Annotated in this window: 28 protein-coding genes; 16 read left to right on the forward strand and 12 right to left on the reverse strand. The window is 67.9% G+C overall.

Annotation, left to right across the window (positions count from 1 at the left end; genetic code table 11):
* Positions 1-20 precede the first annotated feature (20 nt).
* Positions 21-944 (reverse strand): pca operon transcription factor PcaQ, encoded by a 924-nt coding sequence (pcaQ, locus tag AABQ55_RS03875; RefSeq protein WP_245083295.1) that lies wholly within the window; start codon positions 942-944, stop codon positions 21-23.
* A 95-nt stretch (positions 945-1,039) separates the two neighbouring features.
* Between pcaQ and pcaD the strand changes: the two genes are divergently transcribed.
* From pcaD to AABQ55_RS03940, 13 genes are all read left to right on the forward strand, one after another.
* The gene (pcaD, locus tag AABQ55_RS03880; RefSeq protein ID WP_272807323.1) at positions 1,040-1,852 is read left to right on the forward strand and encodes a 3-oxoadipate enol-lactonase; all 813 of its coding nucleotides are present in this window, start codon (positions 1,040-1,042) and stop codon (positions 1,850-1,852) included.
* Positions 1,845-2,249 carry a 4-carboxymuconolactone decarboxylase gene (gene pcaC / locus AABQ55_RS03885; RefSeq protein ID WP_272807324.1) on the forward strand — a complete coding sequence of 135 codons (405 nt, stop codon included), beginning with the start codon at positions 1,845-1,847 and terminating at the stop codon, positions 2,247-2,249. The genes pcaD and pcaC overlap by 8 nt, the downstream gene beginning before the upstream one ends.
* Positions 2,250-2,256: 7 nt before the next feature.
* Positions 2,257-3,006, forward strand: a complete 750-nt coding sequence (gene pcaH, locus AABQ55_RS03890) for a protocatechuate 3,4-dioxygenase subunit beta (RefSeq protein WP_272807325.1) — start codon at positions 2,257-2,259, stop codon at positions 3,004-3,006.
* Entirely contained in the window at positions 3,006-3,620 is a 615-nt protein-coding gene (pcaG, locus tag AABQ55_RS03895) for a protocatechuate 3,4-dioxygenase subunit alpha (protein WP_272807326.1), read from the forward strand. The genes pcaH and pcaG overlap by 1 nt, the downstream gene beginning before the upstream one ends.
* 195 nt (positions 3,621-3,815) lie before the next feature.
* Entirely contained in the window at positions 3,816-4,871 is a 1,056-nt protein-coding gene (locus AABQ55_RS03900; RefSeq protein WP_272807327.1) for a 3-carboxy-cis,cis-muconate cycloisomerase, read from the forward strand.
* Positions 4,872-5,010: 139 nt separating this feature from the next.
* A complete protein-coding gene (locus AABQ55_RS03905) occupies positions 5,011-6,183 on the forward strand; it encodes an ABC transporter substrate-binding protein (protein ID WP_272807328.1) in 1,173 nt (390 codons plus the stop codon).
* 333 nt (positions 6,184-6,516) lie between these two features.
* A complete protein-coding gene (locus tag AABQ55_RS03910) occupies positions 6,517-7,380 on the forward strand; it encodes a branched-chain amino acid ABC transporter permease (protein ID WP_272807329.1) in 864 nt (287 codons plus the stop codon).
* An 11-nt stretch (positions 7,381-7,391) separates the two neighbouring features.
* On the forward strand, positions 7,392-8,387 hold the full coding sequence (locus tag AABQ55_RS03915; RefSeq protein ID WP_272807330.1) for a branched-chain amino acid ABC transporter permease: 996 nt from the start codon (positions 7,392-7,394) through the stop codon (positions 8,385-8,387).
* Positions 8,384-9,148, forward strand: coding sequence for an ABC transporter ATP-binding protein (locus AABQ55_RS03920; protein ID WP_272807331.1), 765 nt, complete (start codon positions 8,384-8,386; stop codon positions 9,146-9,148). Before AABQ55_RS03915 ends, AABQ55_RS03920 begins: the two co-directional genes overlap by 4 nt.
* The gene (locus tag AABQ55_RS03925; protein ID WP_272807332.1) at positions 9,129-9,845 is read left to right on the forward strand and encodes an ABC transporter ATP-binding protein; all 717 of its coding nucleotides are present in this window, start codon (positions 9,129-9,131) and stop codon (positions 9,843-9,845) included. Before AABQ55_RS03920 ends, AABQ55_RS03925 begins: the two co-directional genes overlap by 20 nt.
* A 207-nt stretch (positions 9,846-10,052) precedes the next feature.
* Positions 10,053-11,774, forward strand: a complete 1,722-nt coding sequence (locus tag AABQ55_RS03930; protein ID WP_272807333.1) for a thiamine pyrophosphate-requiring protein — start codon at positions 10,053-10,055, stop codon at positions 11,772-11,774.
* Between the two features lie 24 nt (positions 11,775-11,798).
* Positions 11,799-12,332 carry a 2,4'-dihydroxyacetophenone dioxygenase family protein gene (locus tag AABQ55_RS03935; RefSeq protein WP_272807334.1) on the forward strand — a complete coding sequence of 178 codons (534 nt, stop codon included), beginning with the start codon at positions 11,799-11,801 and terminating at the stop codon, positions 12,330-12,332.
* A 104-nt stretch (positions 12,333-12,436) separates the two neighbouring features.
* Positions 12,437-12,613 (forward strand): hypothetical protein, encoded by a 177-nt coding sequence (locus AABQ55_RS03940; RefSeq protein WP_168168893.1) that lies wholly within the window; start codon positions 12,437-12,439, stop codon positions 12,611-12,613.
* A 69-nt stretch (positions 12,614-12,682) separates the two neighbouring features.
* Here the strand turns inward: AABQ55_RS03940 and AABQ55_RS03945 are convergent, their stop codons facing one another.
* The 7 genes from AABQ55_RS03945 to AABQ55_RS03975 form a co-directional block, all read right to left on the reverse strand.
* A complete protein-coding gene (locus AABQ55_RS03945) occupies positions 12,683-13,441 on the reverse strand; it encodes an SDR family NAD(P)-dependent oxidoreductase (protein WP_272807335.1) in 759 nt (252 codons plus the stop codon).
* Positions 13,442-13,444: 3 nt separating this feature from the next.
* Positions 13,445-14,896: an aldehyde dehydrogenase gene (locus AABQ55_RS03950; RefSeq protein ID WP_272807336.1), complete on the reverse strand. Its 1,452-nt coding sequence runs from the start codon at positions 14,894-14,896 to the stop codon at positions 13,445-13,447.
* 21 nt (positions 14,897-14,917) lie between these two features.
* The gene (locus AABQ55_RS03955) at positions 14,918-15,631 is read right to left on the reverse strand and encodes an ABC transporter ATP-binding protein (RefSeq protein ID WP_272807337.1); all 714 of its coding nucleotides are present in this window, start codon (positions 15,629-15,631) and stop codon (positions 14,918-14,920) included.
* The gene (locus AABQ55_RS03960) at positions 15,624-16,352 is read right to left on the reverse strand and encodes an ABC transporter ATP-binding protein (RefSeq protein ID WP_272807338.1); all 729 of its coding nucleotides are present in this window, start codon (positions 16,350-16,352) and stop codon (positions 15,624-15,626) included. Before AABQ55_RS03960 ends, AABQ55_RS03955 begins: the two co-directional genes overlap by 8 nt.
* Positions 16,349-17,272, reverse strand: a complete 924-nt coding sequence (locus tag AABQ55_RS03965; RefSeq protein ID WP_272807339.1) for a branched-chain amino acid ABC transporter permease — start codon at positions 17,270-17,272, stop codon at positions 16,349-16,351. Before AABQ55_RS03965 ends, AABQ55_RS03960 begins: the two co-directional genes overlap by 4 nt.
* Positions 17,269-18,141 (reverse strand): branched-chain amino acid ABC transporter permease, encoded by an 873-nt coding sequence (locus tag AABQ55_RS03970; protein WP_245083356.1) that lies wholly within the window; start codon positions 18,139-18,141, stop codon positions 17,269-17,271. The genes AABQ55_RS03965 and AABQ55_RS03970 overlap by 4 nt, the downstream gene beginning before the upstream one ends.
* Before the next feature lie 458 nt (positions 18,142-18,599).
* On the reverse strand, positions 18,600-19,826 hold the full coding sequence (locus AABQ55_RS03975) for an amino acid ABC transporter substrate-binding protein (protein WP_272807340.1): 1,227 nt from the start codon (positions 19,824-19,826) through the stop codon (positions 18,600-18,602).
* A gap of 181 nt (positions 19,827-20,007) precedes the next feature.
* On the opposite strand from AABQ55_RS03975, the gene AABQ55_RS03980 reads away from it, so the two are divergent.
* The gene (locus AABQ55_RS03980; protein WP_272807341.1) at positions 20,008-20,907 is read left to right on the forward strand and encodes a helix-turn-helix domain-containing protein; all 900 of its coding nucleotides are present in this window, start codon (positions 20,008-20,010) and stop codon (positions 20,905-20,907) included.
* Positions 20,908-21,011: 104 nt separating this feature from the next.
* On the opposite strand, the gene AABQ55_RS03985 is transcribed toward AABQ55_RS03980, so the two are convergent.
* From AABQ55_RS03985 to AABQ55_RS03995, 3 genes are all read right to left on the reverse strand, one after another.
* Positions 21,012-21,356, reverse strand: coding sequence for an ArsC family reductase (locus AABQ55_RS03985; protein ID WP_272807342.1), 345 nt, complete (start codon positions 21,354-21,356; stop codon positions 21,012-21,014).
* Positions 21,357-21,434: 78 nt separating this feature from the next.
* Positions 21,435-22,055, reverse strand: a complete 621-nt coding sequence (locus AABQ55_RS03990) for a YitT family protein (protein WP_272807343.1) — start codon at positions 22,053-22,055, stop codon at positions 21,435-21,437.
* A 7-nt stretch (positions 22,056-22,062) separates the two neighbouring features.
* Positions 22,063-23,232, reverse strand: coding sequence for an amino acid aminotransferase (locus AABQ55_RS03995; protein ID WP_272807344.1), 1,170 nt, complete (start codon positions 23,230-23,232; stop codon positions 22,063-22,065).
* Positions 23,233-23,381: 149 nt separating this feature from the next.
* Between AABQ55_RS03995 and AABQ55_RS04000 the strand changes: the two genes are divergently transcribed.
* Positions 23,382-23,861 carry an Lrp/AsnC family transcriptional regulator gene (locus tag AABQ55_RS04000; RefSeq protein WP_064332264.1) on the forward strand — a complete coding sequence of 160 codons (480 nt, stop codon included), beginning with the start codon at positions 23,382-23,384 and terminating at the stop codon, positions 23,859-23,861.
* Between the two features lie 113 nt (positions 23,862-23,974).
* Positions 23,975-24,796, forward strand: coding sequence for an endonuclease/exonuclease/phosphatase family protein (locus AABQ55_RS04005; protein ID WP_272807544.1), 822 nt, complete (start codon positions 23,975-23,977; stop codon positions 24,794-24,796).
* Here the strand turns inward: AABQ55_RS04005 and AABQ55_RS04010 are convergent.
* Positions 24,768-26,228: a phospholipase D-like domain-containing protein gene (locus tag AABQ55_RS04010; RefSeq protein ID WP_272807345.1), complete on the reverse strand. Its 1,461-nt coding sequence runs from the start codon at positions 26,226-26,228 to the stop codon at positions 24,768-24,770. The two genes, AABQ55_RS04005 and AABQ55_RS04010, sit on opposite strands and share 29 nt — an antisense overlap.
* Between the last annotated feature and the right edge of the window lie 17 nt (positions 26,229-26,245).

The raw sequence follows: 26,245 nt of genomic DNA on the forward strand, positions 1-26,245 counted from the left end.
AGCCGAGGGGAGAAGGAGGCTCAAGCCGCGGGCGATACCTTGCCCGCCACCTCGCGGATGGTCTGGATGAGGATCGACAGCGGCATGGACGGCACGGCGTCGGTGCGCATGGTGAGGCCGACGGGGCCTTTCGTGCCGCTCGTGTCGATCGGCAGGGCCGCGAGCGCGCCATCGGCGATATCCGCCGCCACGACCCCTTCGGAGATGATCCAGATCGCATCGCTCTCGCGCACGAAGGCGCGGCCGAAGGCGTCGGACACGGTCTCGATCTGGTTCGCCAGCCCGGCAATGCCGTTGGCGATCAGGAAGCTTTCGACGAAGGGGCGGATGATCGAGGCGCGCGTCGGCATCAGCACGGGATAGGCGTCGAGCCCGGCAAAGGCCGAGCCGCCGGCAAGCAGCGGATGGCCGGCGCGCACGCAGAACACCACCTTTTCCGAATAGAGATGCTCGAAGGAGAAGCCGGCCATCTTCTCCGGCGCGGCAAGGCGCCCGACGACGAGGTCGAGGTCCCCGACGCGCAGCTGTTCCAGCAGAACCGCGTTTTCGCCCGTGACGATCTTGATGCGCGCGCCCGTCTCCTCTGCGAGGAACAGTGCCATCGCCTTCGGCATGATGCGCGTGGAGACGGTGGGCAGGGCGCCGATGCGGATCGGCGGGGCATCGCCGGAAAGCGCCTGCGAGACCGAATCGAAGCCCTGCCGGAGCGCCGCCAGCACCGCACCGGCATGCTTGAGGAAGACCTCGCCATGCCGGGTGATCTTGATGCCGCGCCCCTCGCGCTCGAAGACGGCGACGCCGAGAACCTCCTCCAGCTCGCGGATCGTCTTCGTCACGGCGGGCTGGCTGACATGCAGGATCTCCGCCGCCTTCATCACGCTTCTCTGGCGGGCCACCTCGACAAAGGTCTGCAGATGGCGGAACTTGACGCGGCTGTCGATCACGGCTCTCATAACCCTCAAGTTAACGAAACGGCATGAAATATCATTTTACCTAACCAGATCAAGGGGCCAATCTGCGGAAACGGGAGGAGACAGAAGTGCAGTTCGCAACCGTCAACGACGTCATCTTGCACCATCAGCTGATCGGCGGGCCGGCGGGCCGGCCGGTGATCGTCTTTGCCAATTCGCTCGGCACCGACTTCCGCATCTGGCGCGATGTCGTCGTGCGCCTCGCCGGCGACTTTCCCATCGTCACCTACGACAAGCGTGGCCATGGCCTGTCCGATCTCGGCCAGGTGCCCTATTCGATCGACGACCACGTCCTCGATCTCGCCGCGCTGCTCGACCGGCTCGACGTGAAGGACGCCGTCATCTGCGGCCTTTCCGTCGGCGGCATGATCGCGCAGGGGCTTGCGGCGAAGCGGCCGGACCTCGTCCGGGCGCTGGTGCTCTGCGACACCGCGCACAAGATCGGCACGGCCGAGATGTGGAACGCGCGCATCGAAAGCGTCGAGGCGAAGGGTATCGAAAGCCTTGCCGACGCCGTCATGGAGCGCTGGTTCACGCCGGCCTTCCGCCGTCCGGAAAACGCGGCCTATCACGGCTACCGCAACATGCTCACCCGCCAGTCCGCGGTCGGCTATGCCGCCACCTGCGCGGCGCTGCGCGATGCCGACCTCACCCATTCGACGGAACGCCTCGCCGTGCCGACGCTCTGCGTCGTCGGCGACCAGGACGGCTCGACGCCGCCGGATGTCGTGCTGTCCATGGCAAAGCTGATTGCCGGCGCCCGCTACGAGGTCATCAAGGACGCCGGGCACATTCCCTGCGTCGAGCAGCCGGAAATGCTGACGGAGATGATCCGCGCCTTCATCGCCACCCTACCTGCCGGAGACGAGCCACATGGCTGATGCGCATACCTTTTCCGACCGCTACCGCCAGGGCATGGTGACCCGGCGCGCGGTGCTCGGCGACAGCCATGTCGACCGCGCCTCCTCCGGCGCCACCGCCTTCGACCAGCCCTTCCAGGAGCTGATCACCGAAGCGGCCTGGGGCACGGTCTGGTCGCGGCCCGGCTGGACGATGCGCGAGCGCTCCATGGTGACGATCGCGCTGCTGGCCGCGCTCGGCCATGACGAGGAGGTGGCGATGCATGTGCGCGCCACCGTCAATACCGGCGCGAGCCGCGAGGATATCGCCGAGGCGCTTCTGCATGTGGCGATCTATGCCGGCGTGCCGGCGGCCAACCGGGCGATCAGGATCGCCAAGCACGTCTTCGAGGACATGGACGCCGAAAAGGCGGCCTGAGGGAACCATGACGGACCTTTCCAATCGCAAGCCCGAGACGGGCGCCTTCTTCTCCCGCGATCGCCTGTGGCACCCGCCGGGCCTGACGCCGGGCTACAAGACCTCGGTGCTGCGCTCGCCGCAGAAGGCCTTGCTCTCGCTCGACGGCACGGTCTCTGAGATCACCGGCCCGGTCTTCGGCCATGCGATGCTCGGCGAGCTCGACAACGACCTGATCCACAATTTCGCAAAACCCGGCGAAAGCGCGATCGGCGAGCGCATCATCGTGCACGGCCGGGTGCTTGACGAGCGGGCGCGGCCGGTGGCAGGCGCGCTGCTCGAATTCTGGCAGGCCAATGCCGGCGGGCGCTACCGCCACAAGAAGGAGAGCTACCTCGCCCCGCTCGATCCGAATTTCGGCGGTTGCGGGCGCACCATCACCGACGAGGACGGCCACTATGCCTTCCGCACCGTCAAGCCCGGGCCCTATCCCTGGCCGAACGGCGTCAACGACTGGCGACCGGCGCATATCCATTTCTCCGTCTTCGGCCACGGCTTTGCCCAGCGGCTGATCACGCAGATGTATTTCGAGGGCGACCCGATGATCTGGAAATGTCCCATCGTGCAGACGATCCCGGACAGGGCGGCGATCGAGCAGCTGGTCGCCGCGCTCGACTGGGGCAACACGATCCCCATGGATGCGCGCGCCTACAAGTTCGACATCGTGCTGCGCGGCCGCCGCTCGACGCTTTTCGAGAACCGGATGGAGGGCAACTGATGGTGCAGCCGCTCGGTACCCTCAAGGAAAGCGCCTCGCAGACGGCGGGGCCTTATGTCCATATCGGCCTCACGCCGAATTTTTCCGGCATCACCGGCGTCTACGAGAGCGATCTCGGCGCGACCATGGTGAACGACAGGACGCTCGGCCGGCGCATCACCATCACCGGTCGGGTGCTCGACGGCACCGGCACGCCGCTGAAGGACGCGCTGATCGAGATCTGGCAGGCGGATGCGGCCGGCCTCTACAACAGCCCCTCGGAGCTGCGCGGCAGCGCCGATCCCAATTTTTCCGGCTGGGGCCGCTCGGCCACTGACGGAGAGAACGGCGAATACCGCTTCGAGACCGTCAAGCCCGGCCGCGTGCCCTTCAGGGACGGCCGCCTGATGGCGCCGCACGTCTCGTTCTGGATCGTCGCCCGCGGCATCAATCTCGGCCTCAACACGCGCCTCTATTTCGGCGACGAGGCGGCGGCCAATGCCGAGGACCCGGTGCTCGCCCGCATCGAGCACCGCGTGCGCGTGCCGACGCTGATCGCGGCGGCGGACGGCGACAGCTACCGCTTCGACATCCACCTGCAGGGCGAGAAGGAAACGGTGTTCTTCGATATCTAGGCTGTGTGTTAAGCTCGTCACCTGCCGCGTGGATCCTCGGGTCGAGCCCGAGGATGACGGAGGGGAGGAGAGGTCACGGACCTCATGAACGATGCGGCATGCGATGCCGTTGGTTTGACGACAAACCTCTCTTCTTTCGTCATCCTCGGGCTCGACCCGAGGATCCACGCGCTTCCCATCGCAAAAGAGCGCCCCATGACCGTCTCGCCCTTCGACCATCCCTATCTCTCCGGCCTCCTCGGCGACGAGGCGGTGGCGGCGCTGTTTTCCGTCGCGGCGGAACTCGAGGCCATGCTGGCCTTCGAGGTGGCGCTGGCCAGGGCCGAGGCGGAGGCGGGCGTCATCCCGGCGGACGCGGCCGGGGCGATCGAGGCTGTTGCGCACCGCTTCTCGCCCGACGTCGCCAGTCTCAGGGCCGCCACCGCCCGTGACGGCGTGGTGGTGCCCGACTTCGTTCGCCAGCTCCGCGCCGCCGTCGGCGAGCCGCATGGCCGGCATGTGCATGTCGGCGCGACCAGCCAGGATGTCGTCGACAGCGGGCTGATGCTGCGCCTCTCCCGCGTCTTGCCCGTCCTTGAAAAACGGCTGGGAGGGCTGGCCGGCGTGCTCGATGGCCTCGCCGCCACCTTCGGCGACCGGGAACTGATGGGGCGTACCCGCATGCAGGCCGCCATCCCCGTCACCGTGGCGGACCGCGTCGGCGCCTGGCGCGCGCCGCTGGAGCGCCATCGCACGCGCGTGACGGGCCTGATGGAGGAGGGGCTTGCCGTGCAGTTCGGCGGCGCGGCGGGCACGCTGGAGAAACTGGGCGAGAAAGCACCGGCCGTGCGCGCCGCGCTTGCCCGCAACCTCGGCCTTGCCGACGCCCCGCAATGGCATAGCCAGCGGGACCGCATCCTGGATCTGGCCGCCCTCCTTTCCGGCATCACCGGCAGCCTCGGAAAGATCGGGCAGGACGTCGCCCTTCTGGCCGACCGGGGCGACGAGATCGCGCTCGCCGGCGGCGGCGGTTCCTCCGCCATGCCGCACAAGCAGAACCCGGTCGCCGCCGAAGTTCTGGTCACGCTTGCCCGGTTCAACGCGGCGCAGCTCGGCGGCCTGGCGCAGGCGATGGTGCACGAGCAGGAGCGTTCCGGCTCGGCCTGGACGCTCGAATGGCTGATCCTGCCGCAGATGGTGGTCGCCGCCGGCGCTGCCCTCCGCCTTGCCGACACGCTGCTGTCGTCGCTTCGCCGACTGGGTGCCGCCTGAGGTATTTTAATAACTCCTAAGTTATGAAATGGCCATACCTTTTCATTTTACATTACCGTTTCATCTGTCAATCTGACAAAAATCCAGTTTGGGACAGGATCGGGCACCGGCGGGAGACCGGCCTTTCAGGGAGGAAAACATGAAACATGTCGCGATCGCCGCGCTGGCGGCTGTGCTGATGGGCAGCGTCGCCCATGCCGATACGATCAAGGTCGGCGTCGTCGGGCCGTTCTCCGGCCCCTTCGCGCTGCAGGGCAAGAACTTCAAGGCGGGTATCGACGCCTATATGGCGCTGAACGGCAACGCGGTCGGCGACGATACGATCGAGGTGATCTACCGCGACATCCCGACCGCCGATCCGGCCCAGTCCAAGGCGCTGTCGCAGGAGCTCGTCGTCAAGGAGGGCGTGCAGTACTTAGCCGGATTCTACTTCACGCCGGATGCCATGGCCGCCACCCCGCTGCTCGAACAGGCGAACGTGCCCATGGTGGTGATGAACGCGGCGACCTCCGCCATCGTCACCAAGAGCCCCTATGTGGTGCGCACCTCCTTCACCACCTGGCAGACCTCGACGCCGATCGCCAAGGTCGCCTTCGACGGCGGCACCAGGAAGGTCATCTCCGTCGTCAGCGACTACGGGCCGGGCGTCGACGCGGAAGCCGCCTTCAAGGCGGGCTTCGAGGCGGCGGGCGGCGAGATCGTCGAGGCGATCCGCATGCCGCTCCAGACCAACGATTTCTCGCCGATCATGCAGCGCATCAAGGATTCGGGCGCCGAGGGCGTCTTCGCCTTCCTGCCCTCCGGCCCGACGACGCTCGGCTTCGTCAAGGCCTTCAACGAGAACGGCCTCAAGGCCGGCGGCGTCAAGTTCTTCGCCCCCGGCGACCTGACGCAGGAATCCGACCTGCCGGCGCTCGGCGAGGCGGCGCTCGGTCTCACGACCACCTTCCACTATGCCGTCTCGCACGATTCGGCGGAGAACAAGAAATTCGTCGAGGCCGCCGGCAAGGCGATCGGCAACCCGGCGGAGCTCTCCTTCCCCGCAGTCGGCGCCTATGACGGCATGCATGTCATCTACAAGATGATCGAGGCGACGGGCGGCGAGCAGGACGCGGCCAAGGCGGTCGAGGCCGTCAAGGGCCTTTCCTGGGAAAGCCCGCGCGGGCCGGTGACGATCGATGCGGAAAGCCGCCATATCACGCAGAACATCTATCTGCGCGAAGTGGCCAAGGCCGACGACGGGACCTATTACAACAAGGAGGTCCAGACCTTCGAGAAGCAGGGCGACCCGGGCCTTGCGGCGGCGAAGTAACGTGTTTTGCGCCGGGCGGGTGGATCCTCGGGTCAGGCCCGAGGATGACGGCGGGGAGGAGAGGTTGCGAACCCCATCCGACGTTGCGGCAAGCGGAACCGTCGCATTGATCCACCGTCCTTCTCTTCTTGCGTCAGGCGGGTGGATCCTTGGGGCGAGCCCGAGGATGACGGCGGGGAGAAGAGGTCGCGAACCCCGTCCGACGTTGTGGCAAGCGGAACCGTTGCATTGATCCACCGCCTTCTCTTCTTGCGTCATCCTCGGGCCTGACCCGAGGATCCACCCGCATATCCGGACAAACGGCCGCAAGCCCGGCCACAGCAGGATAGTTTGATGCAAACGGTTTTCAGCATCGGCGTCGATGCGCTCGCCTACGGCATGGTGCTCTTCGTCATCTCCATCGGCCTCTCGGTGACGATGGGGCTGATGCGGGTCGTCAACCTGGCGCATGGCGCCTTCGCGATGATCGGCGGCTACATCGCCTCCTATGCCGCGCGCGACCTCGGCCTTGCCTATGCCGTCGCCGTCATGCTCGCCGTCGTCGGCACCATCCTCATCGCCATCCCCGTCGAGCGCCTGCTCTACCGCCGCATCTATAGCCAGCCGGAGCTGACGCAGGTACTGATGACCATCGGCATCACCTTCTGCGTCATCGGCATCGCCAACTATGTCTTCGGCCCGACGCTCAAGACCATCCCGACGCCGGACAGCCTGCGCGAGCCGGTCAGCCTCGGCTTCCGTACGGTCTCGGCGCACCGTCTCTTCGTCATCGCCTGCGGCGCCGCGGTCGCACTCGGCCTCTGGTATTTCATCGAGCGCACCGCCTTCGGCGTGAAGCTGCGCGCGAGCGTCGACAATGCGGCCATGGCCGCCGCCCTCGGCGTGAAGACCGAGGTCGTCTATGCCGTCAGCTTCGCCGTCGCGGTCGGCCTTGCCGCCTTCGGCGGCGTCGTCGGCGCCGAGCTGCTGCCGATCGAACCCTATTATGCGCTGCGCTACATGGTGACCTTCCTCGTCGTCGTCTCTGTCGGCGGGGCGGGGTCCATTCCCGGCGCCCTTGCCGCCTGCCTGCTGCTCGGCGCCATCGATACGACGGGACGCTACCTGATGCCGGAATTCGGCGAATTCTTCTTCTATCTCGCGGTCATCGCCATCGTCTGGATTTTCCCGCGCGGCCTTGCCGGAAGGGCGAAGTGATGGCGCTCACCATGAACACCGGAACCCTCTCCACCGCCCGGGACCGCCGCGCCCGCCTGACGCGCGACGCGGTCGGCGTCCTCGTCATCCTCGCGGTCGCCGTCCTCGGCTATCTCCTCTTCCCGAACAACCTCGCGCTGCTGACGCGCATCACGGCGATCGCGCTGCTGGTCCTCTCGCTCGACCTCGTCACCGGCTATTGCGGCGTGGCGACGCTCGGCCATGCCGCGCTGTTCGGCGCGGGGGCCTATGGGGCGGGCATCGCGGCGGCCCATTTCGGCATCACCGATCCGATCGCCATGCTGGCCGTCGGCGTGGTCGCGGGCGCGCTCGCCGGCCTCGTCTCCGGCGCCGTCGTGCTTCGGGCGCATGGCCTGCCGCAGCTCGTGCTCTCCATCGCCATCATTCACCTCGCCCATGAGGCGGCGAACAAGGCGTCCGGCTGGACCGGCGGCAGCGACGGCCTTGCCGGCATCATGCCGGATCCCGTCTTCGGCCTCTATCCGTTCGACCTGTGGGGCCGCACGGCCTATGTCTTCGGCATCGTGCTGCTCATTGCCGCCTTCGTCGTCCTGCGCCAGATCGTGCGCTCGCCCTTCGGCATGCTCTGCCGCGGCATCAAGCAGGATCCGCTGCGCGTGCGCGCCATGGGCGCCTCGGTGCACGGCACGCTGATCCGCATGTATGCCATATCGGGCGCCGTCGCCGGGGCGGGCGGGGCGCTCAACGCCATCTCGACCCAGGTCGTCGGCCTCGACAGCCTGTCCTTCACGCTCTCGGCCGAAGCCCTCGTCATGCTCGTGCTCGGCGGCACCGGTTCGCTCTATGGCGCGCTGATCGGCACGCTTTCCTTCCTGTGGTTCGAGGATGTCGTCTCGGCGGCCAACCCGTTCCACTGGCTCACCATCGTCGGCGCGCTGCTGATCGCCGTGGTGCTCTTCGCGCCGAAGGGGCTCTACGGCTCGCTCGCCGCCCTTCTCGAACGCCGCGGGAGGAAGGACCGATGAGCGCGATCTTCGACGTCCGCAACCTGAAACGGACCTTCGGCGGCCTTGCCGTCACCAACGACGTCTCCCTTTCGATGGCGCCGGGCGACCGGGTCGCGCTGATCGGCCCGAACGGTGCCGGCAAGACGACCTTCGTCAACCTCGTCACCGGCAACCTCCTGCCGAATTCCGGCTCCGTCGCGCTCGGCGGCGAGGATGTCACCCGCCTCGGGCCGACGGAGCGCGTGCGCCGCGGCCTCGTGCGGTCCTTCCAGGTGACGCGGCTCTTCTCCGAGATGACGCCGGAGGAGCATGTCGCGCTCGCCATCCTGCAGCGCGAGGGCCGGACCGGCCGCATGTTCGCCAGCCACCGCGCCATGCCGGACGTGATGGACGAGGTCCATGCGCTTCTTGCCCGGCTCGGCATCGCCCAGCTTGCCCGCCACCGCGTCAGCGAGATCGCCTATGGCCAGCAACGCCTCCTGGAGCTCGCGCTTGCCCTTGCGCTCAAGCCCCGGGTCCTGCTGCTCGACGAGCCCGCCGCCGGCGTGCCGCAGAGCGATACGGCGCGCATCGAGCAGGCGATCGCCGACCTGCCGGCGGACCTCGCCGTGCTGATGATCGAGCACGACATGGACCTCGTCTTCCGCTTCGCAAGGCGCGTCGTCGTGCTGGCGGCGGGCGAGATCATCTTCGACGGATCGCCGGACGCGGTGACGAAGGATGCCCGCGTCCGCCAGGCCTATCTCGGGAGTTATGCCGATGCCCGCAGCGTCGCTTGAAATATCCGGCCTTTCCGCCGGCTACGGCCCGACGCGGGTGCTGGAGGACATCTCCTTCGCCGCCGATGCCGGCCGCAGGCTCGCCGTGCTCGGCCGCAACGGCATGGGAAAATCCACGCTCTTCGCCACGCTCGCCGGCCAGACGAAGCGCTATGGCGGCGCGATCCGCCTCGGCGGCGAGGCGATCGAGGGCATCGGCAGCTCCGCCCGCGCCCTGAAGGGTCTCGGCTATGTGCCGCAGTCGCGCGACGTCTTCCCGACGCTGACGGTGGAGGAGAACCTCTTCGTCGGGCTGAAGGGCCGTCCGCGCGGGGCCATCGAGGACGCCTACCAGATGTTCCCGCGGCTCAAGGAGCGGCGCAGGAACCTCGGCTCGCAGCTTTCCGGCGGCGAACAGCAGATGCTGACGACGGCGCGTACCATCCTCGGCCAGCCCTCCGTGCTCCTGCTCGACGAGCCGCTGGAGGGCCTTGCCCCGGTCATCTGCGAGGAGCTGATGGCGGCGTTCGGCACGCTCGCGGCCTCCGGCGAAATGACCATCCTCATCGTCGAGCAGCGCATCCAGAGCGCGCTCGACTTCGCCGACGACGTGATCATCCTGGAGCGCGGCCGCATCGCCTGGACAGGCACCCCGGCGGCGCTCTCCGCCGACCGGCACACGGTCGAAACCCTGCTCGGCGTCGGCGGGCTGCACTAGAGGAATTCCAGCAAAAGTGCGCAGCGGTTTTGCGGCCGGAATTCCGTAACTCCAAGCGCAATTCATACGGCTTTCGTTATGTGTTGCGGCCGGCATTTCATTTTACATCACCGTCCCGCCTGTCACAGTGCGGTCTGAGGCCTGTGCCGTCCGGTTCGAGGAGACCGGCGGCCGCGGGCAGGCTGCCGCACGACGGGGGAGGTTCCGATGGGCGAAGACGATCTTGCCGGGGCGCCGGCGATGACGGCGGGCGGTGCGCTGCTCGCCCGGCTGAAGGCGGTCGGCATCGACTATATCTTCGCCAATTCCGGCACGGATTTCCCGCCGATCATCGAGGGCCTGGCCGAGGCGGAGGCGAAGGGAATCGCCCTGCCGCAGGCGCTCGTCATGCCGCACGAATCGGCGGCGATGGGCATGGCGCACGGTTATTATCTGGCGACGGGCCGCGCCCAGGCGGTGATGGCGCATACCAATGTCGGCCTTGCCAATTGCGCCATCGGCGCGATCAACGCCGCGATGGAGCATGTCCCGGTCCTGCTCTTCTCCGGCCGCACGCCGGTCACCGAGCGCGGACGAAAGGGGTCGCGCACCGTGCCGATCGGCTGGGGGCAGGAGATGCGCGACCAGGCGGCGCTGGTGCGCGAGGCCTGCAAGTGGGACGACGAGCTGCGCTTTCCCGAGCACATCCCGCAGATGGTCGACCGGGCGCATGCGATCGCCTGTTCCACGCCGCGCGGGCCGGTCTATATGAGCCTGCCGCGCGAGGTGCTCTGCCAGTCCTGTCCGACGAAGGGGCTGGAAGCGCCCGCAACGATGATGCCGGCCGTCGCCGCGCCGCCGGCCGAAGCGGTGGCGGAGGCCGCGCGCCTCCTGGCGGCGGCGGCGAACCCGGTGGTCTTCGCGCAGCGCGGCGCCGGCTCGGCCGAGGGTTTTGCCGCCCTTGCGGCGCTTGCAGGCGAATGGGGCATTCCCGTCTGCCAGTACTGGGCCGTGCAGCTTGCCATGGCGACGGATCATCCGATGGCCGCGCAGGCCGATCCGGGGCCGTTGCTGGAGGCGGCCGACGTGGTGCTGGTTCTCGATGCGCTGGCGCCCTGGTCGCCGGATGCCCATGCGCTGCGGCCCGGCTGCAAGGTCATCCAGCTCGCCCAGGACCCGCTCTACCAGCGCCAGCCGGTGCGCTACTTCCGCTCCGACGTGACGCTGGCCGGCGATGTCGATGCCGGTCTCATTGCCCTGAAGGCGGCGATGGACCCGCTGCTGCCCGCCCATCGCGCCCGGGTGGAAAGCCGCGCCGCCGCAGTGGCGGAACGCAACGGGAAAGCCCGCACCGCCGTGCTCGATGCGGCCCGGCGCGGGGGCGGCACGCCGATGACGAAGGATTTCGTCAGCCTGACGCTTTCCGAGGCGCTGGCGGGCCGGGATGCCACCGTGCTCTCCGAACTCGGCTGCCCGCTTTCGCCGATGACGCTCTCCCGTCACCAGGCCTGGTATCAGGAGCCGCATTCCGGCGGGCTCGGCTGGTGCTTTCCCGCCGCGCTCGGCATGCAGCTGGCGCGGCGCGGGCGGCTCGTCGTCGCCACCATGGGCGACGGCTCCTACATGTTCGCCAATCCCGTCGCCTGCCACCAGATCGCCGAGGCGCTGGAACTGCCGATCCTCGTCCTCATCGTCAACAATGCCGAATGGGGCGCGGTGCGCCAGTCGGTGCTCGGCCTCTATCCGGACGGCTATGCGGCGAAGACCAACCGCATGCCGCTGACCGCGCTCTCGCCTGTGCCGGATTTCGTGAAGGTCGCCGAGGCGAGCCGGGCCCATGCAAGGCGCGTCACCGACGGCGCGGCCCTTGCCGGCGCGCTTGCCGAGGCGATCGACCATATCGAGACGAAGCGGACGCTCGCGCTGCTCGACATCGCGGTCCGCGCCTGAACCATCACACGAGGAGGAGAAGCCATGCCCGAGCTTGCCACGAACGAATTCTGGAAGGACCTGAAGCCGATCGACAAGGTGTTCCAGCCGGATGCCCTGCCGGAAGTCTATCTTCAGAACGCGCCGACCGACGACGAGCGCTACTACGTGCCCTTCACCGAGACCGTCTCCTCCCGTCCGCTGTGGATCTCCCCGACGCAGAACAAGTGGTGCGACATCCTCATGGCGAAGAAGGCAGGGCTGGTGAACCGCCACTACCACCCGCACGAGGTCTTCGCCTACACGATCTCCGGCAAGTGGGGCTATCTGGAGCACGACTGGACGGCGACGGCCGGCGATTTCGTCTACGAGACGCCCGGCGAGGGCCACACGCTCGTCGCCTACGAGCACGAGCAGCCGATGAAGGTGTTCTTCCAGGTCAAGGGCCCGCTCATCTGGCTCGACGACAAGGGCGAGCCGGACGGTTTCTTCGATGTGCACAACTACATCGCTCTCTGTCGCGACCACTACGAGAAGGTCGGGCTCGGGCGGGATTATGTGGAGCGGCTGTTCCGTTAGTTCTTGCTTGTTTCCTGCGGAACAGCGGGCGGCGGGGCGCTATGCGATCTTCTGATCACCGGATGAGAGAGGCTCATCCCCAAAGAGAGATCAGGAGAGACCCCATGCGCAAGATCATCGTTTCCGCCGCCATCGCCGCCGTTGCCGCCATCTCCTTCGCCGCCCCCTCGCAGGCCGGCTACTACAGCTACGGCTACAAGCCGCACTGCTTCATCAAGAAGGTCAAGGCCTACGACTACTACGGCAATGTGATCTTCAAGACGATCAAGGTCTGCAAGTAAGCGCTTTTCCCGCTGACCTCCCCGAAGGCCCGGATGTCCCCTGCATCCGGGTCTTCTGCCGTTCCGGCTTCAGATGCTCATGCCGCCGTCGACCATCAGCATCGTCCCGGTGACGAAGCTCGACTTGTCCGAGGCGAGATAGAGCACGGAGCGGGCGATCTCCGCGGGGCTGGCATGACGGCCCATGGGGATGAGCGCGTTGAAGAAAGCCGTGCCGTCCATGCCGGTCGCGGCGCCGAGACCCTGTTCCACGGCAAGCTGGAAACCGTTGTCGACGGGGCCGGGGTTGACCGTGTTGACGCGGATGCCGCGCGGGGCGAGCTCCTTGGCAAGGCAGCGCATCAGGCCGGTCTGGGCGTGCTTGGCAGTGATATAGGCATAAACGCCGGGATCGCCCCGCGTCGCCGCCACGCTGGAGGTGATGACGATGCTGCCGCCGCTGCGCATGTGCGGCACGGCATGCTTGGCGGCAAGGAAGGCGCCGCGCACATGGACCGCCTGCACCATGTCGAAGATGTCCAGCGGATAATCGGCGACCGGGGCGACGGTGCCGAAGACGCCGGCATTGGAGAACAGGACGTCGATGCCGCCGAAGCGCTCGACGGCGAGCTTGACATAGGCCTTCGTCGAAAGGCTGTCGGTGACATCCGCCGCCGCGAGCGCCACGCGCTCCCGCGGCAGGCCGGCGGCGGCCCTTTCGAGCCCCGCGCGATCACGGTCGACGAGGACGACATTGGCGCCCTCGTCGAGGAAAAGCCGGGCGGTGGCAAGGCCGATGCTGCCGGCCCCGCCCGTCACGATGGCGGTCTTGCTGTCGAGAAGCGCCATGGCTCAGATCGGATAATGGATGGCGCCGTCCTGCACGGTGATCCAGCGCAGTTCGGTGAATTCGGCGATGCCGGCCCTGCCGCCGAAACGTCCGTAGCCGGATTCCTTGACGCCGCCGAAGGGCATCTGCGCCTCGTCGTGCACGGTCGGGCCGTTGATGTGGCAGATGCCGGATTCGATGCGGCGGGCAACCTGCATGGCGCGGTTGACGTCCCGGCCGAAGACGGCGGCGGAAAGGCCGTATTCCGTGTCGTTGGCAACCCGCACCGCCTCGTCGATCGAGCCGACGCGGATGACGCTGACGACCGGGCCGAAGCTCTCCTCGCTGTAGATGCGCATGGCGGGCGTCACCCGGTCGAGCAGGGTGGCGTCGACGATCGTGCCCCGCACGCTGCCGCCGGCGGCAAGCACCGCGCCCTTGCCCACGGCATCGCGGATGAGCTGTTCCAGCCGCTGGGCCGCATGGGCATCGACGACGGAGCCGAGCGGCGTGTTGCCCTCGCGCGGGTCGCCGGCAACGAGGGTTGCCGCCTTCTCGGCGAGCGCAGCGACGAAACGGTCGGAGACCGTCTCGTCGACGACGATGCGCTCGGTCGACATGCAGATCTGGCCCTGGTTCATATACGCGCCGAAGGCCGCGGCGGCGACGGCCGCGTCGATATCGGCATCGTCGAGCACCACGAAGGGCGCCTTGCCGCCGAGTTCCAGCAGCGCCGGCTTCAGGTAGCGCCCGGCGGTCTCGGCAATGATGCGGCCGACGCGGGTGGAGCCGGTGAAGTTGACGCGGCGCACGGCGGGATGGGCGATCATCGCCTCGACGATGGCGGCGGCATCCTCCGGCGCATTGGAGACGGCGTTGAGCACGCCTTCCGGCAGGCCGGCCTCGTGCAGCGCATCGACGATCAGCCGGTGGGTGCGCGGGCAGATCTCCGAGGTCTTCATGACGACCGTGTTGCCGCAGGCAAGCGGGGTGGCGAGCGAGCGCACGCCGAGGATGACCGGCGCGTTCCACGGCGCCATGGAAAGGACCACGCCGGCCGGCTGGCGCACGCCCATGGCGAGCGAGCCGGGGCGGTTGGAGGGGATGATCTCGCCGGTGATCTGCGTCGTCAGCGATGCGGCCTCGCGCAGCATGTCGGCGGCAAGGCCCACATTGAACATCGCCCAGCCGGCCGTCGCGCCCGTCTCGGCGGCCATGGCGGCGACGAAATCGGCCGTTCTCGCCTGCAGCTTGTCGGCGGCGGCAAGAAGCAGCTTGCGGCGCTGGCCGGGGCCGGTCGCCGCCCAGGCGGGAAAGGCCTTCGCCGCGGCATTGACGGCCTGGCGCGCATCCTCCAGCGAGGCGGCGGCGACCTCCGAGGCGACCTCGCCGGAAATCGGGTTGATGCGGGTGAAGGTGCGCCCGTCGGAGGCGGCCTGGTCGAGGTTGTTGATCTTCAGTCCAAGGACGGACATGGTTTGCTCCCTGCTTGACATTCAGACGGTTGCGCCGAGGAACGCGCGCTTCACCGCGTCGTCGTTCATCAGTCCTGCTGCGGTATCCTCGCCGACGATGCGGCCTGCCTCCAGGAGGTAGCCGCGGTCGGCGATCGAAAGGCTCATCTTGACGTTCTGCTCGACGATCAGGAGCGCCAGCCCGCTCTCGCGCACCCGGCCGAGCGCGGCGAAGAGCTCGCCGACGACGACGGGGGCAAGGCCGAGGCTCGGCTCGTCGAGCATCAAGAGGTCGGGCTTCGACATCAGTGCGCGGCCGATCGCCACCATCTGCTGCTCGCCGCCCGACATGGTGTTGACGAATTGCCGCCGCCGGTCCGCGAGTTTCGGGAAGAGGCCGTAGACCAGCTCGCGGCTCGCCTTGCCATGGGCGCGGGCGCGCCGGGCATAGGCGCCGAGGGCAAGGTTCTCCTCCACCGTCAGGTCGCCGAAGACGCCGCGGCCCTCCGGCACCAGCGCGATGCCGGCCTCGAGCACGAGATGGGCGGGCCGGCCGGCAATGTCGCCGCCGGCAAAGCGGATATCGGCGCCGGGATCGGGCCGGACGAGGCCGGCGGCGGCCTTCAGCAGGGAAGACTTGCCCGCGCCGTTGGCGCCGAGCATGACGACGGTCTCGCCCTTGCCGACGGTGACGGAGATCCGGTCGAGGGCGAGGTGCGGGCCGTAGTGGAGGGAAAGGTCGCGGATCTCAAGCATGACCGTCTCCGAGATAGGCGCGCACGACCTCCGGGTCCCGCAGCGTCTCGGCGGTCGGGCCGTCGGCGATCTTGCGTCCGGCATTCATGACGATGGCGCGCCCGCAGAGCGCCCGGATCGCGTCCATGACATGCTCGACGAGGAGCACGGTGATGCCGCGCTCCTTGAGCGACAGGATGAGGTCGATGCCGGTGCGAAGCTCCGTCGGGTTGAGGCCGGCGAGCCATTCGTCGAGCAGAAGCAGCTCCGGCTCGGCGGCGAGCGCCCGGGCAAGCTCCATGCGCTTCTGGTCGATATAGGTGAGCGCGCCGGCCGGCTGGTCGGCGCGCCCGGCAAGGCCGACGGCGGCAAGGTGGGTCTGGGCTACCTCGTGGGCGGCCTTGCCCCAGAGCGTCCGGCGGCCGAAGGCAAGCGCGGTGACGACGTTTTCGCCGACCGTCAGCGAGGGAAGGGCGCGCACGAGCTGGAAGGTGCGGGCGACGCCTTTCCTGGCGATGCGATTGGGGCCGAGGCCGGAAATCGCCTCGCCGTTGAGGGCGATCCGCCCGCCGGTCGGCGGCAGGAAGCCGGAGATCATGTTGAGCACCGTCGTCTTGCCGGAGCCGTTCGGGCCGAGCAGGCCGACGACCTCGCCGCGCTCCAGCGAGAAGGAGACGGCATTGACGGCGGTGAGCCCCCCGAAGCGCTTGGTGAGGCCGCTCAGCGCAAGAAGCTCGCTCATCGCGCACCGCCTTTCCTTAGCCGGCTTTCGACGGCCGCCAGCACGCCCTTCGGCAGAAGGAAGACGATGGCGATGAAGACGAGGCCGAGGATGATCGGATAGTGGTTCGGGAAGTTGGCGGAAAGCCACTCGAAGAGCAGGAAGAGCGGGATGGCGCCGAGCAGCGGGCCCCACAGCCGGTCCGCCCCGCCGAGCAGCGCCATGATCAGCGTCAGGAAGGAGATGGTCGGGTTGAAGACGATGCTCGGCTCGATATAGGTCCAGCGCGGCGCCTGGATGGCCCCGACGAGCGTGATGATCACGGCGCTGACGGCAAAGAGCGCGAGCTTGAGCCGGGTGATGTCGATGCCGCAATGGCTCGCCACCACCTCGTCGTCGCCGATGACCTTCAGCGCGAGGCCCCAGCGCGTGCGGCCGACGCCCCAGGAAAAGAGGAAGGTGGCGGCGGCGAGCGCCAGCAGCTGCCAGTAGATGCCCTCCGGCGTCACGGGCAGGAAGATGTAACGTCCGAGCGTCCCCGTCACGTTGACCTCGTACCAGGTGACGAGCTGGCGGATGAGTTCGGCAAGCCCGAAGGTGAAGATCACGAAATAGACGCCGGCAAGCCGGAGCGTCGAGAGCCCGACGACCAGCGCCACGGCAAGGCCGATCAGTGCCGCGACGAGGAGGACGAGCGGATAGGGCAGCGTCTCGCTGAGGACGCCGACCGTATAGGCGCCGATGCCGAAGAAGGCGACGGTGGCGAGCGAGACATAGCGCGTCGGGCCGGAGAACAGGCCCCAGGCGGTGGCGAGCACCACATAGCCGGTCATGCCGATCATCAGCGTCACCGCATAGGGCCCGGCGAAGAGGGGCAGGGCGGCGAGCGCGGCGAGAACGAGGCCGGCGACGAGGAGGCCGAGAAGCGTGCGTGCCGTCATCGCGCGCTCCTCCCGAAGAGGCCGGCGGGGCGCCAGAGCAGGATGGCGAGGAAGATGAGGTAGGTGGCGGCGAGCGTCAGGCCGGGATCGACATAGGTCGCCACGAAGGTCTCGACGAGGCCGAGCAGCAGGCCGGAGAAGAGCGCGCCGAGAATGTTGCCGACGCCGCCCATGATGACGACGATCAGCGCCTTCATGGTGAAGACGACGCCGGCCGTGGCGGTGAAGGTCTGGTACATGGAGATGACGACGCCGCCGGCGGCCGCCAGCGCCCCGCCGATGGCGAAGGCCGTGCGGGCCGCGCGCTCGACATCGATGCCGACGAGCGGCGCGGAGGTCGGCGAGACGGCGACGGCGCGCAGCGCCGTGCCCCAGAGGGTGCGGGTAAGCAGCAGGTACAGCCCGCCGCCGAGGACGATGGCGAGCGCGAAGGCGAGGAGGCGGTTGGCCGCGATCGTGGTGCCGAGCACGCTGACGCCGATGTTGAGATAGCTGTAGCTCGTATAGTTGCTGCCGAAGAAGACGAGCATGACGCCCTGGATGACGAAGAGCAGGCCGAAGGTGGCGAGGATGGAGTCGATCTCCAGCGTCTCCCGGCTCTTGGCGCGGCGCACCAGCGGGCGCATCATCAGGCCGTAGACGAGATAGCCGAAGACAAAGCCGAGCGGCACGGCGGCAAGAAGGCCGAGCACCGGATTGATGCCGAGGCCGCTGAACAGCACATAGGCGAGGAAGGCCGCCGCGATGATCGTCTCGCCATAGGCAAGATTCATGATGCGCGCGATGCCGTACTGGAGCGTCAGCCCCATCGCGACCAGCGCATAGGTTCCGCCGAGCACGAGCCCGGACAACAAGGCCGTGACGAGCATGGCCGCTCCTTACATTTGTCGGCCGGTGGCATGCACCGCGCCGTTTTCAGTCGATGACAGAATGCCCCTCATCCGGCCTGCCGGCCACCTTCTCCCCGTGAACGGGGAGAAGGAGATATGCCGCGTCGGTTTTCCCGAGCAATTCCCGCTCGTGAGGCAAGTCCCCTCTCCCCGCTTGCGGCAGGCGAATTGCATATGACAGCACGCTGCTGCTTTCCCCTTCTCCCCTGCGGGGAGAAGGTGGCCCGAAGGGCCGGATGAGGGGGCTTGCACATCGTCTGACGTCTGCGCCACCCCCTCATCCCGCTGCCGCGACCTTCTCCCCGCGGGGGAGAAGGGGAAAGACGCGTCGCCTCATTCCATATGCAATTCGCCTGCCGCTTGCGGGGAGAGGGGCAGGGTGAGGGGCACATTTTGGTCCGCCGGAGCGCCCTTCGATCCCCTCGCGAGGCGTACGGCTACTTCTTCCACGCCGGCCGCGGCAGGATCGGCTGGCTGGCGCCGGCGCGGTCCGCGGGCGCGATGCCGACGAACTGGCCGTTCTGCCACTGGCCGGTCCACCAGAGCGTGCGAAGCTGGTTGTCTTCCATCTTCGTCTCGCCGAGCACGGTCTGGAAGGTGCCGGTCGACAGTTCCGCGGAAACGGCCTCGCGGTCGAGGCCCTTGCGCTTGATCGCCTCCTGCAGCATCTGCAGCGAGGCATAGGTGATGACGCTGCCCCAATAGTCGGGACCCTGCCCGGTCACTTCCTCGTGGCGCTTGCGATAGGCGGCGTTCGCCTCGTTCGCCGGGTCGATACCGCCGAGGCTCATGATGCCGGTGGCGTTGTCGCCATTGTTCTTGCCATAGACCGGAAAGCCCGTGCCGACGCCGAGATAGAGCAGCTTCGGATTGAAATCGGCGACCTGAGACTGCTGGGTCAGCGCGAAGGTATCCGGCGGATAGGAGAAGGCGACGAAGCTGTCGGCGCCGCTCGCCTTCGCCTCGTTGATCATCGGCGTGAAGTCCGACGTGCCGACCGGGTAGGTCTTGTCGTAGACGAGCTCGATGCCGGCGTCCGCGAAGGCCGGCCGCGCGGCGGTCACGAGGTCGATGCCGAAGCCGTCGGCGACCGAGACCATGGCGACCTTGTTGTTGAGCGTGCCGTCGGCGGCGGCCTTTTTGATGAGGCCGGCGAGCGCGCCCGCATAGTCATGGCCGCCGCCGAGCATCCAGAAGCTCCTCTTCCAGCGCTTGACGAAATCCGGCGCCTTGTCGGTGACGGAGGAGACGGCGAGCTGCGGGTAGCCGTAGCGGTCGAAGAGCGGCGCGGCCGCAAGGTTGAAGCCCGTGCCCCAGGGCGCGAGGATGAAGTCGGCCTCGTCCTGCGTCGCCAGGCGCTCGACGGCGCGCACCAGTTCCTCGGAAGCGGACCGGTCGTCGTATTCGATCACCTCGATCGGCAGCTTCGTGCCGTCGGGCAGTTCCAGCCCGCCGGCATCGTTCACGTCCTTGACCCAGAGCTGGTAGTTCGGCAGCGTCGTGATGCCGGCGCCGCCGGCATTGGGGCCGGTCTTGGAAATGGCATAGCCGATCTTCACCGAGGTGCGGTCCTGGGCAAGCGCACCCGGTGCGATGCCCGTCGCCAAGAGGGCCGAGGCAGCCGCCATCACGCGCAGGACGTGCCTGCGTTGCAGAGATTTCATCGTCGATTCCTCCCAAAAGGCCTGCTCTTCGGCAGGCGTCGCGCCAAGGCGGGCAGCGGCCACGTTCTCCTCCGGGCCTTCTGTCGCTGCTTGACGGATGAAAGGTTAGCCGCAGGCGGGGCAGGGCGGAATAGACTTTTACAAGAGATACTTGTACTTTTCACGGCAAGGAGATCTCGCCATGCCCTTTCAGGACGCCCTCGCGCCGCAGCATCGCGCCGCGGCCGCTACGCCGCCGCTGCCGACGGAGGCGCGGCTCTTCCGCGGGGCGCTGTCGCAATCCGGCTGGACCTTCCGCGGCGGGCGCAACCGCGTCTTTCTCCTCCTGTCCGGCAGCGGGCGGGTGTCGCTCGGGCCGGCGGATCTCGGACTTTCCGGCCCCTCCATCGTCTGGGCGCCGGCCGGCGAGCGTGGCACGGTGCTCTTCGATGCCGGCGCGGAGGGGGCGGCGCTGGCGATCCCGGAGCTGGCGCTCGGCCCCGCCATGCCGACGGGCGCGATCTTCGCCGACGTGCGCGATGCCATCGCCCGGCCGATCCTCGGCGCCAAGCTGGCGCTGGCGGATGCGAGAAAGATGCTCCAGACGGTGGAGACGATCGAGGCGGAACTGCGCGAGAACGCGGCGGGCATGCAGGAGGTGGTGCGTCATCACCTCGCCCTCCTGCTGATCGCCATCTGGCGCCGCGCCAATCCGGCGACGGAGAAGCCGAAGCCTTCGCCGCGCGCCACCGTGCGCAGCTTCCTGCATCTCGTGGAACTGCACATGCGCGAGCAATGGCCGCTCGCCCACTATGCCGCCGTGCTGGGCGTGACGCCGGACCGGCTGAACACGGCGGTGCGGCGCGCCACGGGGCGTTCGCCGATGGAGCTGATCCATGCGCGGCTGATGATGGAGGCGGAAATGCTGCTCGACGGGTCGAGCCTGCAGATCGCCGAGGTCGCCGAAGCGCTCGGCTTTCGCGATGCGGCCTATTTCAGCCGGTTCTTCAAGCGGCTGGCCGGCGTCTCGCCGCGCGCCCGGCGGGCGGGGCTCGCCAGCCGGCAGGTGCGCGCGGAAACCTCCTATGCCGCCTGGCCGTAGAGCAATTCCAGCAAAAGTGCGCAGCGGTTTTGCGTCCGGAATTGCGTAAAAACAAAGAGATAGAGCATTTTCGCGATTCAAGGAAAAGTGGAAACGCTCTAAGCTCAGAAAAGCGTTTCGTAGATCTCCGGCTTGAAGCCCGCCGTCAGGGCGCCGTCGCGGTCGAGGATCGGGCGCTTGATCATCGAGGGCTGGGCAAGCATCAGCGCGATCGCCTTCCTCGCATCGAGATCCTGCTTGTCGGCATCCGGCAGGGCGCGGAAGGTGGTGCCGGCGCGGTTCAGCACGGTCTCCCAGCCGAGCGCGTCGACGAAGCGCGCCAGGCTCGCCGCATCGATGCCTTCGGCCTTGTAGTCGTGGAAACGGTAGGCGACGCCCCTGGCGTCGAGCCAGGTCCGGGCCTTCTTCATCGTGTCGCAGTTCTTGATGCCGTAGATCATGACGGTCACGCCTGTCTCCTTCGTTTGATGGTCGCCGCCTTCATAGAGCGATTCCGTCAAGAGTGCGCAGCGGTTTTGCGCCCGGCGTCACGTCACGCCGAGATAGCGGCCCGGGCGATGGTTGATGGCGAGCGTCATGTTGACGACGACGGCGCCGAGCACGGAGAGCGCGAGGCGGTCGAGCGGGATGACGAAGACGGCGGCGGCAAGGATGGCAAGGTCCACGGCGAGCTGGAAATAGCCGGCCCGGATGCCGAAACGGTCCTGCAGGTAGATCGCCAGCACGTTGATGCCGCCGAGCCCCGTGCGGTGGCGGAAGAGGATGAGCAGGCCCGTGCCGGACAGCGCCCCGCCCATGACGGCCGCATAGAGCGGATCGAGATGGGAGAAGGAGACGAGCTCAGAGGTTAGCCGGGTAAAGATCGAGACGAGCGTGACGGCCGCGAAGGTACGCAGGGTGAAGGCCCAGCCGAGCTTTCTGACCGCGAGGACGTAGAAGGGCAGGTTGATGGCGAAGAACAGCCACCAGAAGCCGATGCCGCTGGCATATTGCAGGAGCAGGGCAAGGCCCGCCGTGCTGCCGGCGAGCAGCACGGCCTTGGTGTAGATCACCACGCCGAGCGCCATGAACATCGTGCCGACGATGATGGCGATGGCATCCTCGTAGGCGGAATGGCGCTCGGGCCGGGCGGCTGTTTCGACAGACATCGTGTCCTCAGAGGCTCCGGAACTTCTCGATGACGGCATCGACCTCGGCCGACTTGAGGCCGGCAATGTTGATGCGGCCGGAGGTCGGCATGTAGATCGCGTGCTCGGCGCGCAGCTTCAGCACGTCCGCCTCCTCCAGCGGCAGCAGGGAGAACATGCCCTCCTGCTCGCGGATGGCCGTCAGCACCTGCCAGCGGCCGGAAAGGCCGGCGGCGAGGCGCTCGCGGATCGCGGTGATGCGCAGCCGCATGGTCTCGATCTCTGCCATCCAGTCCGCCTTCAGGGCCTCGTCGCCGAGGATCGTCGCCACGATGGCCGCGCCATGGTCCGGCGGCATGGAATAGCTGGTGCGGGCGAGGGCGGCGAGGTTGCTGCGCACGGACAGCGCCGTCTCGGCGCTGCCGCAGGCCGCATAGATCGCCCCGGTGCGCTCGCGGTAAAGGCCGAAGGACTTCGAGCAGGAGACGGCGACCAGCGCTTCCGGCACGGCGGCCAGCAGCGTGCGCAGCCCGGCGGCATCCTCGTCGAGGCCGCGGCCGTAGCCCTGATAGGCGATGTCGACAAGCGGCAGCAGGCCGCGCGCGGCGACGAGATCGGAGACGGCACGCCACTGCTCTGCCGAAAGGCCGGCGCCCGTCGGGTTGTGGCAGCTCGCGTGCAGCAGCACGGCATCGCCCGGCGCGGCGCCGGAGAGCGCGTCCATCATCCGGTCGAAGAGCACGGTCTGCGAAGGGACGTCGAAGAACGGATAGGTGACGACCTCCAGGCCCGCCGCCTTGAAGATGCTGGCATGGTTCGGCCAGCTCGGCAGGCCGAGCCAGATGCCCTTCGTGCCCATGCGCGCCATCAGGTCGGCGGCAAGGCGCAGCGCGCCGGAGCCGCCCGGCGTCTGCAGCGCGGCGGTGGCGCGGCCGCGGCCGGCGTCCCCCGTCGTCAGCGCCCAGAGGCGCTCCAGGAAGACCGGGTCGCCTTCCGGGCCGACATAGGCCTTGGTCGGCTGCGTCTCGACGAGGCGCCGTTCCGCCGCCTTCACCGCGCGGAAGATCGGCGTCGCGCCCGTCTCGTCGCGATAGACGCCGACGCCGAGGTCCACCTTGCCGGCGCGCTCGTCCGCCCGGAAGAGGCCGATCAGGGCAAGCAACGGATCGTCGGGCTGGCGGGCGAGGGCGTCGAACATGGCCGGGTTCCTTGTGCGGTGTGTCTCTCAAGCGGTTTAGGCCAAAGCCGTCGCAAAATCGACCATGATATTGCGGACAAGGCGCAAGAAGCTTTTGTCTTCTTGCTTGCGGCTGCTAGATTGATGCAGGTTTTTGCGTGGGGCGGGACATGGACAGGAAGCCGGGCGACGAGGTGGCGCTGGACCAGACGGATCGGCGCATCATCCGCCTGCTCGTCGAGGATGCCGGGCTCTCCAACAACCGGCTTGCCGAGAAGGTCGGCCTCTCGCCGGCGCCGCTGTCGCGCCGGCTGGCGCGGCTGGAGGCGGGCGGCGTCATCCGCCACACGGTGATCGTCGATCCGCGCGCCGCCGGCATCGGCTTCCAGGCCTTCCTGGAGGTGACGCTGGAGCGCACGGCCCCGCGCGTCGGCGAGCGCTTCATCGATCTCGTGCGGCGCATGCCGGAGGTGGTGGAATGCCACACGGTCGCCGGCGATTTCGATTTCCTCCTGAAGATCGCCGTGAAGGACGTCGCCGATTACCGCCGGCTGCTGTGGAGCGAGTTCGAGCGGATCGGCGAGATCAAGACGCTGCGCTCGACCATCCTGCTCGACAGCCCGAAAATGCAGGTGAGCGTTCTTCCCTAGCCATTTTCGCGGAACCTTCTTGGCCGTGAAAGGTTGCCGACGCGGGCAAAGCGCCCATATGATGGAGGGGCCACAAGGAAGGACACGTGGACAGGAAGCCGAACGACAAGCTGATGCCGGCCGCATTGCTGACGGCCATCCGCAACCGCCGCGGCCATCGGCCGCCGGAGAACAATCGCCCCGGCGATACCGTGATCGCGTCCTACAACGTGCACAAATGCGTGGGCGTCGACCGGCGCTTCGATCCGGAGCGCACGGCGAACGTGATCGCCGAGATCGACGCCGACATCATCGCCATCCAGGAGGCGGACAAGCGCTTCGGCGAGCGCTCCGGCCTGCTCAACCTCGATATCCTCGAACGGGACTGCGGCCTCGTCCCGGTGCCGATCACCGCGCTCTCCTCCACCGGCCATGGCTGGCACGGCAACATGATCATGATCCGCAAGGGCGCCGTCGGCGGCGTGCGGCAATTGAAGCTGCCGGGCGTCGAGCCGCGCGGCGCGCTGGTCGTGACGCTCGACCTGCCGGTCGGCAAGCTGCGGCTGGTCGCGGCCCATTTCGGCCTCCTGAAGCGCTCGCGCGAGCAGCAGGCCATGGCGATCCTCGCCTCCGTCGCGGAAGAAGAGGAGATGCCGACCCTGCTCGTCGGCGATCTCAATGAATGGCGCGTCGGCCGCCGGTCCTCGCTCTCGCGCCTGCAGCCGACCTTCGATCCCGCCTCCGGCGCGGTGCCGAGCTTTCCCTCCCGCTTTCCGGTCCTCGCGCTCGACCGCGCGCTCGGCCATCCGCACGATCTCGTCACCTCCGTCGAGGTGCACGACACGCCGCTTGCCCGCGTCGCGTCCGATCACCTGCCGATCAAGGCGCATATCGACCTCAAGGTCGTCTGGGAGCGCTCGTTCAGGCCTACAGATAGGGTGAGCCGAGCCATGTGATGCGCTCGACGAGGCGCTGGGCGAAGGGACGTGCCCTGAGGTCCTCGAGCGTGACCTCCTCGGCCTCGGACAGCGCGGCGGCGATGCGCTGGTCGATCAGATCGGCGAAGTCGGCGTCGATCACCTCGATATCCACCTCGAAATTCAGCCGCAGCGAGCGCGGATCGATGTTCGACGAGCCGATATAGGACCAGGCGCCGTCGATGACCGTGAGCTTGGAATGGTTGAAGGCGCCGGAGGCCCGCCAGATGCGGCAGCCGTGTTTCAGCATCTGGTCGAACTGCGCCGTCATGGCGAGGTCGACGAGCTTCAGGTTGTTGGAGGAGGGAACGACGATGTCGATCTCCACGCCGCGCCGCGCCGCCGTGACGATCGCGCTGATCAGCTCGCGGTCCGGCAGGAAATAGGGCGACATGATGCGGATGTGCCGCTTGGCGACGGAGACCGCCCCCATCAGCATGCGGTGGTTGGTCTCAAGGCTCTTGTCCGGGCCCGACGGCACGACGCGGGCAAGCATGCCGCTTTCCGGCGCATCCGGCGGCGGGGCGATCTGCCAGGCCTCGCCCGCCAGTTCGTCGCCGCCGGAAAAGCGCCAGTCCTCGTAGGCGATGCGGAAGAGGTCGCTGACCACGGGGCCGGTCAGGCGGAAATGCGTGTCGAGCGCCGCCGCCTCGCCGGAAAACTCGGCACAGAAACCGGCGCGGATGTTCAGCCCGCCGGTGAAGGCGACGCTGCCGTCGACGACGAGGATCTTCCGGTGGGTGCGCAGGTTCGCATAGGGCAGGCGCAGGCCCATGACGATGTTGCCGTTGAAGACGTCCGCCGGCACGTTCGCCCGCTGCAGGTCGGAGACGATCGAGGGGATCGAGTAGCGCGCGCCGACCGCGTCGATCAGCACGCGCACCTGCACGCCGCGCGCCACGGCGTCCGACAGCGCCGCAACGAAGCGCTCGCCGGCGGCATCGCGGTCGAAGATGTAGGTTTCGAGCAGGACGGAGCGTTCCGCGGCCGCGATGGCGGCCAGCATGGCCGCATAGGCCTCGTCACCGGTCGACAGCACGCTGATGCGGTTGCCGGAGGTCAGCTTGCAGCGGCCGACCGTATCGCCGAGGCGCTGCATGGCGGCGAGCGCCCCGCCATAGGCCACCTGCATATACGCATTCGAGACGTCGTATTCCGCCATGTGGTGCCAGCCGGCGGCGAGCAGCCCCTCGCGGCTGAGGTTCAGCGTCTTGCGGCGGATGCGGTTGACCCCGCCGATGGCATAGATGAGCGGCCCGACGACCGGCGACAGCATGATGACGCCGACCCAGCCGATCGCCGCGCGCACCTCTTCCTTGGTCATCGTGGCATGGATGGCGGCCGGCACGCCGAGGAGGATCGACAGGGCGACGAGGATATGCGGCCAGTAGGCGGAGAGCGTCTCAAACATGATGCGTGCGGATCATC

The sequence above is a fragment of the Shinella sp. WSD5-1 genome (genome assembly GCF_963942435.1).
GTDB classification, from domain to species: domain Bacteria; phylum Pseudomonadota; class Alphaproteobacteria; order Rhizobiales; family Rhizobiaceae; genus Shinella; species Shinella yambaruensis.